We start from the raw sequence: 13,624 nt of genomic DNA on the forward strand, positions 1-13,624 counted from the left end.
TTATTTACACAAGGATAAATTCGTAATTATGCTTTAATGAAGGTTGGATCTTCGAACGGTTCCGCAATCCAGCCATTTTCTTCAATGAACAAGCGGACTGCCACGATCTTTTGATTCTCCATTAAAGTGAAAAAGTGAGGTATATTTTCGGGTACGGAGATAACGTCCCCCGGTGAAAGCTCTACGTTAAAATAGCCGATCTCTTCAGGTCCTTTAATGATAAAGATGCCTTTACCAGCGACAATGGCACGGATTTCATCCTCGGTATGGGTGTGAATTTGCTCAAACTTGGCCAGCAGATCGTCCAAATTCGGCGTTGCTTCAGATAGAGTGATAACGTCCCATATTTTATATCCGCGACGTGCGGCTAAATCCTTGATTTCGGGTTCAAATGTTTTGAGAACAGCGGCCTTTTGATCATCTGTTAAGGTAAAGTTCTCTTGCAGCTCCCCGGACAATTTGGAAGCATCCCAATGTTCATACAATATCTCGTGACTCTCCAGAAATTCACGTACTTGTTCTTCACCGTTAATTCTTTCATTCGTATTACGTATTAAGATTTCGGCCATGTATTTATTCCCTCTTTTCCACTTGGATTAATGTTATATAAAGAATACCATGTCTTGAAACGTTGTACAATACAGGATTTCAACATTTTATAATGCAAATGGCTATAGCTAAAGGATACAGGGTTAAGTACGTTCTAAAATGCTACAAACTATAAAAATGGATTAGAGAAGTCATTTTTACAAAGAACAACCTGTATAAAACGTATGTTTTTACTTCAATCTATCTAAATGATACGGTTTCTGCTAAACTAGGATTTAACGTTTTGCGGGGGTGAAGAAATTTGGATAAAGTTAGCTTGCAGGATGCATTACAACGAAGAATACTCCTTCTTGATGGGGCCATGGGCACCATGATTCAACAGGAAGACCTTTCCCCCGATGATTTTGGTGGGGAAGAGCTGGAGGGCTGTAATGAAATGCTGGTCTTAACGAGACCGGATGTCATTCAAGGGATTCATGAAGCCTACTTGAAGGCTGGGGCAGACCTAATTGAAACGAATACATTTGGAGCAACATCCGTCGTTTTGGCGGATTACGATATACAGGAACGTGCCCGTGAAATTAATCTGGTGGCGGCCAAACTGGCGCGTAACGCGGTGGATAAATACAGCACTGCGGACAAGCCTCGCTTTGTAGTAGGAGCTATGGGCCCAACCACGAAAACCTTGTCTGTCACAGGTGGTGTTACATTTGCTGAGCTGATTGACAGCTATCAAGAGCAGGCCTTGGCGCTTATTGAAGGCGGCGTGGATGTACTCCTTTTGGAAACCTCACAGGATACGCTTAACGTCAAAGCTGGAAGTATCGGAATTCGGCAGGCTTTTGAGCAGACAGGTATCGAGCTTCCGCTAATGATTTCAGGCACGATTGAGCCTATGGGAACGACGTTGGCTGGACAAAATATCGAATCCTTTTGCATATCACTGGAACACTTGCATCCAATTTCAATTGGGTTGAATTGTGCTACAGGTCCAGAGTTTATGCGTGATCATATTCGCTCTCTGTCTGAAATGTCCTCTGCAGCTATTAGCTGTTATCCAAATGCGGGCTTGCCCGACGAAAATGGTCAATACCATGAATCGCCTGATTCATTAGCACGTAAAATGGCTGCTTTCGCTGAAAAAGGCTGGCTGAATATTGCTGGGGGATGTTGTGGTACCACGCCTGATCATATTCGAGTTATGAGTGAAAGTATGGCGCAGTTTGAGCCGCGCCCGCTGGTAGGTCATCATCCTCCTGCCGTATCAGGCATTGAGCCTGTATATATTGAACAGGACAATCGTCCGTATATGGTTGGTGAGCGAACGAATGTTCTGGGCTCCCGCAAATTCAAGCGTTTGATTGTGGAAGGCAAATATGAAGAGGCGTCTGAAATTGCCCGTGCTCAGGTAAAAAGCGGAGCGCATGTCATTGATATTTGTGTGCAGGACCCGGACCGCGATGAAATGACGGATATGGAAGCGTTTTTGAAACTGGTTGTAAACAAGGTAAAAGTACCTTTGGTGATAGATACAACGGATATTAAAGTCATTGATAAAGCACTTCAATATTCGCAAGGTAAGGCGATTATTAACTCCATTAATTTGGAGGATGGTGAAGAGAAATTTGAGAACATGGCTCCTCTTATTCATAAGTACGGCGCCGCTGTTGTTGTTGGTACGATTGATGAACGCGGACAGGCTATTTCGCGTGAGGATAAGCTTGAGGTAGCTAAACGTTCTTATGATCTGTTGGTGAACCGTTACGGTTTGGCAGCAGAGGATCTAATTTTTGATACGCTCGTATTTCCAGTAGGAACAGGTGATGAGCAATATATCGGTTCAGCTAAGGAAACGATTGAGGGTATTCGCATTATTAAAGAGGCGCTTCCCGGAGTGCATACTATCTTGGGCATCAGTAACGTTTCTTTTGGTTTGCCGGAAGCGGGTCGTGAAGTGCTCAATTCCGTCTACTTATATGAATGTACCAAAGCAGGTCTGGACTATGCGATTGTAAACACTGAGAAGCTTGAGCGTTATGCATCCATTCCAGAGCATGAGCGGAAACTTGCGGAAGACTTGATCTATAAAACAAATGACGATACTTTATCCGCTTTTGTAGCAGCTTTTCGTAACAAGAAAGTGGAGAAAAAAGAAAAGATATCAAACCTTTCGCTCGAAGAAAGACTGGCTTCCTACGTAGTGGAGGGAAGTAAGGAGGGACTCATTCCGGATCTGGAGCAAGCGCTTGTGAAATATTCTTCGCTGGAGATTATTAACGGCCCGCTGATGAAGGGGATGGAGGAAGTAGGACGACTGTTTAACAATAACGAATTGATTGTAGCAGAGGTGCTGCAAAGCGCTGAAGTAATGAAGGCGTCCGTGGCTTATTTAGAGCCGTTCATGGAGAAGAATGAATCCTCAGTAAAAGGTAAGATTTTGTTGGCTACAGTCAAAGGTGATGTGCATGACATTGGTAAGAATCTGGTGGAGATTATTCTATCCAACAATGGTTACCATATTGTGAATCTGGGTATAAAAGTACCACCAGAACGCATTATTGAGACTTACCGTGAAGAAAAGGCCGACATGATTGGCTTATCCGGGTTGCTTGTTAAATCGGCACAACAAATGGTGCTGACCGCACAGGATTTGAAAAATGCGAATATTGATATTCCAATAATGGTGGGTGGAGCTGCTTTAACACGTAAGTTCACTAAAAATCGTATCCGTCCTGAGTATGATGGTCTGGTTGCCTATGCAAAGGATGCTATGGATGGCCTAGATATTGCCAATAAGCTTATGAATCCTGAGTCCCGTAAAAAAATGGCCGAGGAGATGGAGGCTGAGCGAGAAGCTGAAGCGGCAATCGTCGTGGAAGCCAAGCCGCTCCCTAAACTCACTCGAGCTGTGCGCTCTAACATTGCTCAGGATCTGCCCGTCTATATTCCACCAGATACGGATCGCCATGTACTGCGTAACTATCCACTGAATTATATTTTGCCTTACGTGAATATGCAGATGCTAATGGGGCATCATCTTGGTTTAAAAGGCAATGTTGAGCAGCTGCTGGCTTCGGAAGATCCGAAAGCGATTCAGTTGAAGGAAACCGTGGACAGCATCATGTTTGAAGCTGTGACAGACGGAATCATCCAGGCACATGCCATGTATCGTTTCTTTCCAGCGCAGTCGCAAGGGAATCAAATTCTGATCTATGATCCGTCGGATGTGAGCAAGGTACTGCACACATTTACATTTCCGCGCCAGCAGGTAGAGCCTTATCTGTGTCTGGCTGATTTCTTGAAATCAGTGGAATCCGGAGTTATGGACTATGTGGGTTTCATGGTCGTTACAGCTGGTCATGGGATTCAGCAGATATCTACCCAGTGGAAAGATAAAGGGGATTATCTGCGCTCGCATGCACTTCAAGCGGTAGCACTCGAAGTAGCAGAAGGGTTAGCGGAACGGCTTCACCATATTATCAGGGATAGCTGGGGTTTTCCGGACCCTGCCGATATGACAATGAAACAGCGGCACGGTGCCAGATATCAAGGCATTCGGGTATCCTTTGGCTACCCTGCATGTCCAGATCTGGAGGAACAGGGGCCGTTGTTCCAGTTGTTAAAACCTGAGGATATTGGCGTTGAGCTGACGGAAGGGTTTATGATGGAACCGGAGGCTTCTGTATCAGCCATGGTGTTCAGCCACCCTCAGGCGCAGTATTTTAACGTCGAAAAGGTTTAACACCTTTATCAGATGGGATAGCAAATACCCTCCGAGCTTCGGAGGTTTTTTGCTGGTCAGCAGGAAGAAGGTTAATGTTATGGAATTTTATTTTCTCGGCACAAATGCAGGGGTGCCTACGATTCAGCGAAATGTAACGTCCATCGCTCTTCGTTTGCTGGAAGAACGAAGAAGCATGTGGCTGTTCGACTGCGGTGAAGGCACTCAACAAGAGGTATTGCGTTCGCCGCTCAAACTAAGCAGACTTGAAAAAATATTTATCACCCATTTGCATGGGGATCATCTTTTTGGTCTGCCGGGGCTGCTGTCGAGCAGAGCGTACCAGGGGGGAACGACACCACTGACGGTATATGGACCGCCTGGAATCCAGCAATATATCGAGCTATCTTTAGGGATCAGCCAATCGCGTATCAATTACCAACTACATATTGTGGAGCATACGGGCGGGGTTCTGTTTGATGACGGACAATTCCGGGTAGAGTCAGCTTTGCTGGATCATCGGATCGACAGCTATGGCTACCGAGTTGTAGAGATGGATAAGCCCGGTAAGCTTAACCAAGAACTGTTGGAGCGATATGGAATCAAGCCCGGCCCGGTGTACGGTAAGTTAAAGCGTGGGGAAAGCGTGGAGGTAGAGGGTGGAGTTATTTTGCACCCTCAGGATGTTTTGGGTTCGCCGAAAAAGGGGCGTATCATCACGATTTTGGGGGATACGAGACCTTGCCCGAATACGGTAGTGCTGGCTCAAGATGCAACTGTCGTCGTTCATGAAGCCACTTTTCTGCATGAACTGGCAGATACAGCGTACGAGTATCATCATAGTACGGCGCTTCAGGCAGCGGAGGCTGCAAAAGCCGCAGGTGCGGGTCAGCTAATCATGACACATTTTAGTTCTAGGTATAAAGATCAGGAGCAGCTTCAGCCATTGCTGGAGGAAGCGCGAAGCATATTTCCCAATTCATTGCTTGCGGAGCAGCATGTGTTGTTACCGGTACCCGATATCGGTTAATAAACGATTGGAGAAAGATATGTGCATGGGTACCGGGGCTTGCTCCGGTGCCTTTGTTTTTCACCGAAATTATTTTCCGGGAAAGCGCAGGATGCGACAAGAGATGAGAACCCGTACACGGTGGTGGGGATGAATTTGTTCTACCACATATGGAGGTATGTCATATTCGCGTTTCTATATATCGAATTTAAAGGATTTTATGTCTTGAGCATGATCAGGAAATACAGAAGATTTCCTTTGAGGAAATAGCGCCTTCGATGGATTTCGACGAAGATGTGAACTTATGTCATGTGAAAGCGACGGCTTTTAGCGAGGAATGGCGCTATTTTGCACGGTTTACCAGCAATTCATGGACTTCATAAGCATTTTTGACTTAAGATAGATGGGATGAATGGAGACAGCCGATTATTTTATAACCTGAATCATTAAGGTGGTTAAATAAGAAGGAGAACATCGTTCATAGGATGAATTATAATTTTCAATGCTATGATGTGAATGGATTTGAAGTGGGGGAGGGGATTGCGATAAAATCGTTACTAATTGATCTGGATGGAACCCTTTATCATGGAAATCGGATGATCAAGGGTGCGGATCTGTTCATATCCCGATTGCGTACAGACCAGATACCTTATGCTTATGTTACAAACAATGCTTCACGCACACCCGAATCGGTGGCTGAGCATTTGGTTGGTATGGGAATTAAAGCGGCCAGCCATGAAGTATATACTTCGGCGTTAGCAGCTGCACAATATGTAGCACAGCAAAGTCCTGGAGCTCGTGTATATTGTATTGGTGAGACAGGATTACGTGATGCACTCACAGGAGCCGGTTTGCAGCTTGTTGAGAACCATCCTGATTATGTGGTGCAGGGGATAGATCGTCAATTTACATATGATGCGCTGGCCGCTGCCATGCGTTGGATTCGGGAAGGAGCCACTTTTATTTTGACAAACCCGGATCTCCAATTGCCTTCACATGATGGGCTAACGCCAGGAGCAGGTACGATTGGAGCAGCAATTGAAGCGGCTTCACAGGTAAAGCCTATTGTCATCGGTAAGCCTTCAAGCGTATTGATGAATTATGCACTGAACCGCTTAAACATTAGGGCGGATGAAGCTCTGGTTGTGGGCGATAATATGCTTACAGATATTGCGGCAGGTGCAGCAGCAGGTTGTAAAACAGCTCTGATCCTGTCGGGCGTGACGACCCGCGCTAATATGGACGAGCATGTGCGTACCGTTGGAGTAAAACCTGACCTGATGTTTGAAAATCTCGCTGAATTGCAGGACTGGATGAAAGAAGAGCTGAGATAATAGAAAAAAGTATATGCCTTAGAAAACTTGCGAGCATTAAAAGCTATGTAGCTACGAAAGGAAAGATGTTGATATGCCGGAACTTCCTGAAATGGAAAACTACAGAATCTTATTATCCAAACAAATTTTGGACATTCCGATTACTGGAGTGACGGTTAGCCGTGAAAAGTCCATTAATACTGAAGTGGAAACGTTTGAGAAGCAATTGCTCGGAACGACCGTTGTATATTTAGAGCGTCGAGGCAAGCATTTGATTTTTCATTTAAACACGGGCGGACGGCTCGTACTTCATCTGATGTTGGGAGGGCTGTTATTTCTGGGAACGGAGGAGCAGCGTCCAGATCGTACAGTTCAGATCGAATTAGATTTTAGTGGAGTAAAGCTTTATTTTATCGGACTGCGCTTAGGTTATCTGCACTTGCTGACGGCTAAAGAAACAGAGGAGGCTTTGTCAGACCTGGGACCTGACCCGTTAGACCGCCGCATGACGTTGGAAAAGTTTACAGCACGGCTGAAGGGACGCCGGGGGATTTTAAAAACAACACTGGTGAATCAGCAGATTTTTTCAGGTATTGGCAATTGTTATTCGGACGAAATTGCTTATATCGCCGGATTTACACCGGGTTCCAAAGTACAAAACATTGTGCAGTCGCCAGAAAAAGTGGAAAAGCTATACCATGCCACTCAATCCGTACTACGTGAAGCTACTGCGGAAGGCGGGTACATGGAAATGCCTCTAATGGAGGGAGACACGCTAACAGGTGGATTTGATCATCAGTGTCGAGTATATGACCGCGAAGGAGAAGAATCTCCAAGTGGCGGAAAAATTGTAAGGGTTGAACTGGCGGGGAAAAAAGCATTTTATTGCCCGGTACAGCAGCATGATGCCTAAATTGCTCATCGGCTCCCATGTGAGTACGCGTGGTGGCTTTTTCAAAGCCGCTATGCGTGCGCGAGAGCAGGAGGGGCGTTCATTTCAATATTTCCCGAAAAATCCTCGTAGTCTGAGACTGAAGGAATGGAGTGCTACTGATGCTGCTGCTTGCAACGCTTACTGTGTAGAGCACCAGCTTCAATCCATTGCTCATTCGCCATATCCCGTTAATCCGGCTCATGGGTCTGAGCGTGGTCAGGAACTTTATGAGCTGACGATTGCTTCATTACGCAATGATCTGGATATTGCTGAAGCCTGTGGGTCAAAAGGGATTGTCGTTCATTTTGGTCACATGCATTCGTTAGACCCTCTAGAGGGCTATCGTAACATCATTAACTGTTTTAATGATGTGCTGGAAGGCTGGCAGGGAAATGCTAAAATATTGATTGAAAATCAGGCGGGGGATCATGGACCTATGGGAACCACGCTTGAGGAAATGGTGCAAATCCGTCAGTTGTGCCGGTATCCTGACAGTATCGGCTTTTGCTTGGACACTTGTCATGCGTATGCAGCAGGATTGTGGAACGGTGGAATGGACGAGGCTTTGATTGATAAAGGAAACCGTCTCGGCTATTGGTCAGCTCTATGCGGAGTTCACTTGAACGATTCTAAATACCCGTATGGCTCTAAAAAAGACAGACACGCTCGTGTGGGGCAAGGTTACATTGGTACTGAGGGCATGCGCTGGATGACAGATCAGGAGGCTGTAAGAGGCATTCCTATCGTTTTGGAGAGTGAGACGGGACCTGATGGAACACATCAGGAGGATATTCAAATGATTCTAAGCTGGGAGTAAATCAATCTGATTGATAATAACTATCTTTGAGGCATGTGAGCTTGCATATATGGGAAAAGGAGGAGAAGTTGATGTATTTGTTTATGGACGATTATCGGCCTTGTCCTCCGGGCTTTAAGCTGGCAAGAGATGCGGAAGAGTGTCTGCTGCTGCTTCATGAATATCCTATTACGATACTATCGCTAGATTATGATTTGGGTTCAGGTCAACCCACGGGAAAAGATGTGGCTGCTGCTATCGCAGGGAAACGGTTATATCCGCGTGAAATTTACTTGCATTCCTCCAGTCCAGAGGGGCGGCGAGCCATGTATGAGCTGCTCTATGCGAATAAGCCAGAGGGAGTCACCGTGCATAATGGGCCCATACCCGAGGAGCGTATGCGAGAGATCAGAAAAGGGTCTGAACAATGAAAGAGATCGGACAAAAAGACGCGCGCCGTGCCATATGGGAGGGATGCAAGCTGGCTTTGTTTGTGTACACTCCCATGTGCGGAACATGCGCGGCTGCCCGTAAGATGCTGGAGGTAGCAGAGCATTTGCTCCCCGAAGGAGCAGTGGTGCAGAGCAACATTAACTATATTCCTGAACTGGTACAGGAGTACCGGATATCCAGCGTTCCCGCGCTTCTTATATATAATGGTGAAAACAATAATCCTGAAATCATCTACAAAATGGAATCTGTAGAACACTTGCTGAGCAAAATAAGGAGCGTGATGGAATGATATCCATGAAGAGCATTACGTTGCAGCGGGAAGAAAGACGGATATTGGACGATGTAAGCCTGGATATACGAGAAGGTCAACATTGGGCTATTCTGGGTCGCAATGGTTCCGGTAAAACAACTTTGCTGGAAATGATGACAGGGTATATGTTTCCAAGTCGTGGTACGGTTGAAGTGCTTGGGCAAATGTATGGTCAATGTGATGTGCGGGAGGTCCGCAAGCAGATCGGATATATCAGTCAGACCTTATTGGAAAAGCTGGCGCTAAAAGATCCAGTTTGGGAAGTAGTCGCTACAGGTGCGTATGCTTTTTTGCGCTTTTATCAGGAAATTCCAACAGAGGCAAAAGAAAAGGCCATATCTTTGCTGGAGGGTATGAATTTAGGTGACTTGATTCATCATCCGCTGGGGACGTTATCTCAAGGAGAACGTAAAAAGGTGATGTTGGCCCGCTCACTGATGGCGGAACCCCGTCTGCTAATTATGGACGAGCCTTGTGCTGGGTTGGATCTATTTGAGCGGGAAAAAATGCTGGTCGAGATTGATCGGCTCCGCAAGCGGGACTTATCAGTGGTCTATGTGACTCATCACATTGAGGAGATTGTCCCCCTATTTACACATGTTGCATTGATTCGTGATGGTAAGGTTGCAGCAGCTGGACCGAAAAAAGAAGTTTTAACGAAAGAATTGATTATGCACACATATGAAGTTTCGGTTGAGCTGGATTGGGATGGAGAACGTCCCTGGATTCGGGTGTGCGCTGGAGGGTAATGTTATTTTGGAGGAACTATATATGAGTACAGATGAACAAAGTGAATCTACTTTGTCATCATCAAGATTTATTTGTACGGCCAATCACGGTTTTGCACCCTATGCTCAAGAGGAGCTTAGAAGAATATTTGGCTCTGTGAAAAGTACGATGCTTTTACCTGGTGAAATTTTTCTGGCTACATTACCTGCGGAAGAAATTGAGACAGTGAGGACAATTACAGGTCAGCCGCCGATGTTTTTACGTCACTTGTTTCCTGTTCATTTTCAGGAAGAAGGAACGGATCTGGTTCAGGTGCAGGAGCGTCTGGTTGCATTCATCCGTAACCGCAAGGAACTGATGGATCAACGTGTTTCTTTACAGGTGCGCAAAGGATCTAATAGCAGCTGGACTGAAAGCGCAGGTGCACTTAAGCAGGCTTTGAGTGAACAATTAAGTGATCTACCTATGGAGCAAACAGTACAAGGCGCCGATGTTATTGTGTCCGTTTTTGCAGATACAGATACGTGGTATGCAGGTGTATCACGTCCTGAGGACAACCTATCGGATTGGAGCGGAGGTGCGGTTCGTTTTCAGAAAGAAGACGGACAAATTTCCCGTGCCAAATTCAAGCTATTGGAAGCAGAAGTAACGTTCGGCATAGATTTTGGCGCTTTCCATCAGGGACTGGATATTGGGGCAGCACCGGGTGGATGGACTTCCTTCTTACTGGAGCGGGGACTGAAAGTTACTGCGGTTGATCCGGCAAAGATGGAGCCATCACTGATGAAGTACGCCAATCTGACTTTTTTGCGTAAAAATGCAAGTGAAGTAAAATTTAAAGAGAATTCGTTCGATCTGCTGGTTTGTGATATGAGCTGGAGTCCTAAGCAAATGGCAAGGCTTGTTACTGATTTACTATATAGTTTGCGAAGTGGTGGTACTGCTATCGTTACGGTCAAGCTAATGCATAAAAAGCCCTTGGCGCTCATTCATGATGTAATTGCTTCATTTGAGGAGTCCGGCATGCAGATTCAGCGAGCTAAGCAGCTATTCCATAATCGAGATGAGATTACCCTGTACATGATTAAGTATGGAAAATAACACTTTACAATAGATACAGGTGTGCTATATAATAAATCCAAATTGTTCCTTAAAAATAATAATGATGTTTAAATCAAGGGAAAGCATCCCGCGAAACGGTTTTCATGGCGACATGGAAATTTGATTTTGCGGCAGCTTTCCCTTTTTTGCGTTGTTTGCTTAAGAAAGGAGGTAGGAGAATAATGAAGCAACCATCACAGTTGGAATTCGGATCAATTGTTGGTGAGCGTTACCGTATTGTGCGCACATTGGGTTCGGGAGGAATGAGCCGCGTGTTCATGGCAGAGGATTTAAAACTGCCAGGCAAGCAATGGGCAGTGAAGGAGTCGGTTGCCGAGCCACAAGTGATGAAGCTTGTACGCACGGAGGCAGAGATGCTGATTTCACTAAGCCATCCACGTTTACCAAGAATTGTTGATTTTTTTGAGCATCCCCCATCTGGTGCGGTATACCTGGTTATGGATTACATCGAAGGAATTACGCTGGAAGCATATATGAAGGGTTACCAAGGCTATATTCCACAGGAGCAAATCGTCCCATTCGCTTTGCAGGTACTGGATGTGTTGGATTATTTGCATACCCGTCAACCACCAGTCATTTACCGGGATCTGAAACCAACGAATATTATGCTGACACCGGAAATGGAATTTATACTGATTGATTTTGGAATAGCGAGGAGCTACAAGGCTGAGCTGGATCAAGATACGGTAAAGCTGGGCACAGTGGGCTTCGCTGCCCCGGAGCAATATGGAGCAGGTCAGACGGATGCTCGTTCAGACTTATACAGTTTGGGAGCGCTGCTATTGTATCTCTGTACAGGAGGCAAATATAGCGAGTGGACTGCGGGAGTAGAAGGATATATACGCGGGGAATTGTCTCGTCATTTGATTCCAGTAATTCGAAAACTGCTGCGTGAGAATCCTAAGGAACGATTTCAATCCGCCGGGGAGGTCATTGGAGAACTGCGTCGCAGTGCTGATTTTCAACCTGCTCAACAAGGAATATCCGTTAATGATGCCTCAATGGATTATGCAGGTACAAGGGTAGTGGCTGTACTGGGTGTCTCTGCCGGCTCCGGTGCTACGCATACAGCAATTATGGTGAGCCACTATCTGGCTCGAAGATCCCGCTCCGTAGCTTTGGTTGAGCTGCACAGCACAGCCAAAGCATTTGCCCGACTTCAAGAAGTCGTAGAAGGCACATCCGTTGGACAAATGAGTTCAAGTCGGCGTTTTGAAGTCGATGGAGTACATTACTGGCGACAAACATCGCGTGCGGATGTCATTTCTTTGTTGGGTGGTTCTTACAGATTTATCGTACTGGACCTGGGGAGTGGGCAGGATAATGAACGTCTGGAAGAATTCTTGAGAGCCGATTATCCGCTCGTCGTTGGCTCAGGGGCCGAATGGAGGGTTCAGGATATAGCAGGGCTAACCCGATCTCTTCAGCGCCACCCACAGCACAAATGGAATTACTGCTTGCCATTGGCAACTTCGGAGGCGGTTCGCAGGCTTCGTAAGGAGCTGGATCACGATAAAGTATTTGCTCTACCGTTCCACTCAGACCCCTTCGAACGGGATGATGAGATGGATCAGGTGCTGGACGAGCTGTTTCGCGGAGTTATTCCAGACACCCGGAGAAGACGCTTCGCATTCCTTAAGCGACGGCGCTAAATAGAAAGTATATATCAAAAAGAGGCAGGGGAGAAGTTGTGTGTCCAAGCTAAGAAAAAGCAGTAAACAAAAACTGTATGCCGGTTGCATTGGCGCTGGGATTGTTGGCATTATCTTTGCCGGCTACCTTATGGTTAATATCCATCAAATGAATGAGGTTAGGAAACAGGCTGAGGTAGAGGCAGAACTGAAATGGAAAGTGTATGAACAAGAGCAACGAACCGCGAAAAAAGGCTGGGCGGTTGTCCGTGATATTTCTCCAGGTGAACAGATTGCATCTAATGATTTGAAGGGAATTAAAGTTCCCGGTTCTCAGGCTCCATCAAATTTGCTGGCAAATAAAAGTGAAGTTTCCGGAACCACAGCCAAGATTGAGCTTAAAAAAGGATCTGTGCTTACATCGTCTATGATTACTGCTGATGAACCCACACCTAAAGATTTACGCAACCGTGAGCTAAAGGTGGTGGTACTACCCAACAGTCTAAAGTCGGGGGACGAAGTAGATATCCGCATACAATTTCCAACAGGTCAGGATTACATTCTATTATCCAAAAAGAAGATTTCCCGACTGGAAGGTCCAATTGTCTGGGTCACTTTGAATGAGCAGGAAATATTATCGCTTTCGAGCGCGATTGTTGATGCCTATCTGCATAAAGCATCCATTTATGCTCTGACGTATGTCGATCCCCAATTTCAGCCTAAGGCAATCCCGACCTATCCACCTAACGCGCAGGTGTTAGCGTTAATGAATAGTGATCCGAATTTGATACACATTGCTGAACAAAAGCTGTCTAAGCAGCTGCGGGATTCCCTTGAAAATGCAATTAGTTCATCAAACAGTGTAATTTCAACACCTGTGGAAAGAAGTCTGAGTGAGGAAATTGCAGCTCAACATGCGGGTGCTACTATAGAAAACCCAACAAGCGGGATTGATGTTACAAGAAATGAATATGAGAATGAGCAGGATCATCAAGAACAAACAAAGATTCTGACGCAGGGTGGAAGCTCTGACCCGTATGCCAAATAAATGAGAGAA

12 protein-coding genes are annotated in these 13,624 nt (G+C 45.7%); 11 read left to right on the forward strand and 1 reads right to left on the reverse strand.

What is annotated here, in order from left to right:
- Window positions 1–26: 26 nt before the first annotated feature.
- Window positions 27–569: a 1,2-dihydroxy-3-keto-5-methylthiopentene dioxygenase gene (locus JOD82_RS01885; RefSeq protein WP_209947426.1), complete on the reverse strand. Its 543-nt coding sequence runs from the start codon at window positions 567–569 to the stop codon at window positions 27–29.
- A 281-nt stretch (window positions 570–850) separates the two neighbouring features.
- Between JOD82_RS01885 and metH the strand changes: the two genes are divergently transcribed.
- The 11 genes from metH (at window position 851) to JOD82_RS01940 (ending at window position 13,615) form a co-directional block, all read left to right on the forward strand.
- Window positions 851–4,291: a methionine synthase gene (gene metH / locus JOD82_RS01890; RefSeq protein ID WP_209947428.1), complete on the forward strand. Its 3,441-nt coding sequence runs from the start codon at window positions 851–853 to the stop codon at window positions 4,289–4,291.
- A 79-nt stretch (window positions 4,292–4,370) separates the two neighbouring features.
- On the forward strand, window positions 4,371–5,300 hold the full coding sequence (gene rnz, locus JOD82_RS01895) for a ribonuclease Z (RefSeq protein WP_029517417.1): 930 nt from the start codon (window positions 4,371–4,373) through the stop codon (window positions 5,298–5,300).
- Window positions 5,301–5,764: 464 nt separating this feature from the next.
- Window positions 5,765–6,613, forward strand: coding sequence for a TIGR01457 family HAD-type hydrolase (locus JOD82_RS01900; protein ID WP_081317588.1), 849 nt, complete (start codon window positions 5,765–5,767; stop codon window positions 6,611–6,613).
- A gap of 73 nt (window positions 6,614–6,686) precedes the next feature.
- A complete protein-coding gene (locus tag JOD82_RS01905; protein WP_025724124.1) occupies window positions 6,687–7,505 on the forward strand; it encodes an Fpg/Nei family DNA glycosylase in 819 nt (272 codons plus the stop codon).
- On the forward strand, window positions 7,495–8,343 hold the full coding sequence (locus tag JOD82_RS01910; RefSeq protein ID WP_185156338.1) for a deoxyribonuclease IV: 849 nt from the start codon (window positions 7,495–7,497) through the stop codon (window positions 8,341–8,343). The genes JOD82_RS01905 and JOD82_RS01910 overlap by 11 nt, the downstream gene beginning before the upstream one ends.
- A 71-nt stretch (window positions 8,344–8,414) precedes the next feature.
- Window positions 8,415–8,753, forward strand: coding sequence for a cyclic-phosphate processing receiver domain-containing protein (locus JOD82_RS01915; protein ID WP_029517420.1), 339 nt, complete (start codon window positions 8,415–8,417; stop codon window positions 8,751–8,753).
- The gene (locus JOD82_RS01920) at window positions 8,750–9,064 is read left to right on the forward strand and encodes a thioredoxin family protein (protein WP_029517421.1); all 315 of its coding nucleotides are present in this window, start codon (window positions 8,750–8,752) and stop codon (window positions 9,062–9,064) included. Before JOD82_RS01915 ends, JOD82_RS01920 begins: the two co-directional genes overlap by 4 nt.
- Complete coding sequence (locus JOD82_RS01925; RefSeq protein ID WP_029517422.1) at window positions 9,061–9,834, forward strand: ABC transporter ATP-binding protein; 774 nt, start codon at window positions 9,061–9,063, stop codon at window positions 9,832–9,834. Before JOD82_RS01920 ends, JOD82_RS01925 begins: the two co-directional genes overlap by 4 nt.
- A gap of 22 nt (window positions 9,835–9,856) precedes the next feature.
- A complete protein-coding gene (locus tag JOD82_RS01930; RefSeq protein ID WP_029517423.1) occupies window positions 9,857–10,915 on the forward strand; it encodes a 23S rRNA (cytidine(2498)-2'-O)-methyltransferase RlmM in 1,059 nt (352 codons plus the stop codon).
- Between the two features lie 179 nt (window positions 10,916–11,094).
- Window positions 11,095–12,588 carry a serine/threonine-protein kinase gene (locus JOD82_RS01935; protein WP_029517424.1) on the forward strand — a complete coding sequence of 498 codons (1,494 nt, stop codon included), beginning with the start codon at window positions 11,095–11,097 and terminating at the stop codon, window positions 12,586–12,588.
- Window positions 12,589–12,628: 40 nt separating this feature from the next.
- On the forward strand, window positions 12,629–13,615 hold the full coding sequence (locus tag JOD82_RS01940) for an SAF domain-containing protein (RefSeq protein ID WP_029517425.1): 987 nt from the start codon (window positions 12,629–12,631) through the stop codon (window positions 13,613–13,615).
- Window positions 13,616–13,624 lie beyond the last annotated feature (9 nt).

It is taken from the genome of Paenibacillus sp. 1182 (assembly GCF_017833915.1).
GTDB lineage: Bacteria > Bacillota > Bacilli > Paenibacillales > Paenibacillaceae > Paenibacillus > Paenibacillus polymyxa_D.

Excerpts from the sequence above, each read along its gene's own strand:
- JOD82_RS01925 (WP_029517422.1), top strand. The coding sequence starts at position 9,061 with ATGATATCCATGAAGAGCATTACGTTGCAGCGGGAAGAAAGACGGATA.
- JOD82_RS01900 (WP_081317588.1), top strand. The coding sequence starts at position 5,765 with ATGAATTATAATTTTCAATGCTATGATGTGAATGGATTTGAAGTGGGG.
- JOD82_RS01920 (WP_029517421.1), top strand. The coding sequence starts at position 8,750 with ATGAAAGAGATCGGACAAAAAGACGCGCGCCGTGCCATATGGGAGGGA.
- rnz (WP_029517417.1), top strand. The coding sequence starts at position 4,371 with ATGGAATTTTATTTTCTCGGCACAAATGCAGGGGTGCCTACGATTCAG.
- JOD82_RS01910 (WP_185156338.1), top strand. The coding sequence starts at position 7,495 with ATGATGCCTAAATTGCTCATCGGCTCCCATGTGAGTACGCGTGGTGGC.
- JOD82_RS01915 (WP_029517420.1), top strand. The coding sequence starts at position 8,415 with ATGTATTTGTTTATGGACGATTATCGGCCTTGTCCTCCGGGCTTTAAG.
- JOD82_RS01905 (WP_025724124.1), top strand. The coding sequence starts at position 6,687 with ATGCCGGAACTTCCTGAAATGGAAAACTACAGAATCTTATTATCCAAA.
- JOD82_RS01930 (WP_029517423.1), top strand. The coding sequence starts at position 9,857 with ATGAGTACAGATGAACAAAGTGAATCTACTTTGTCATCATCAAGATTT.
- JOD82_RS01885 (WP_209947426.1), bottom strand. The coding sequence starts at position 569 with ATGGCCGAAATCTTAATACGTAATACGAATGAAAGAATTAACGGTGAA.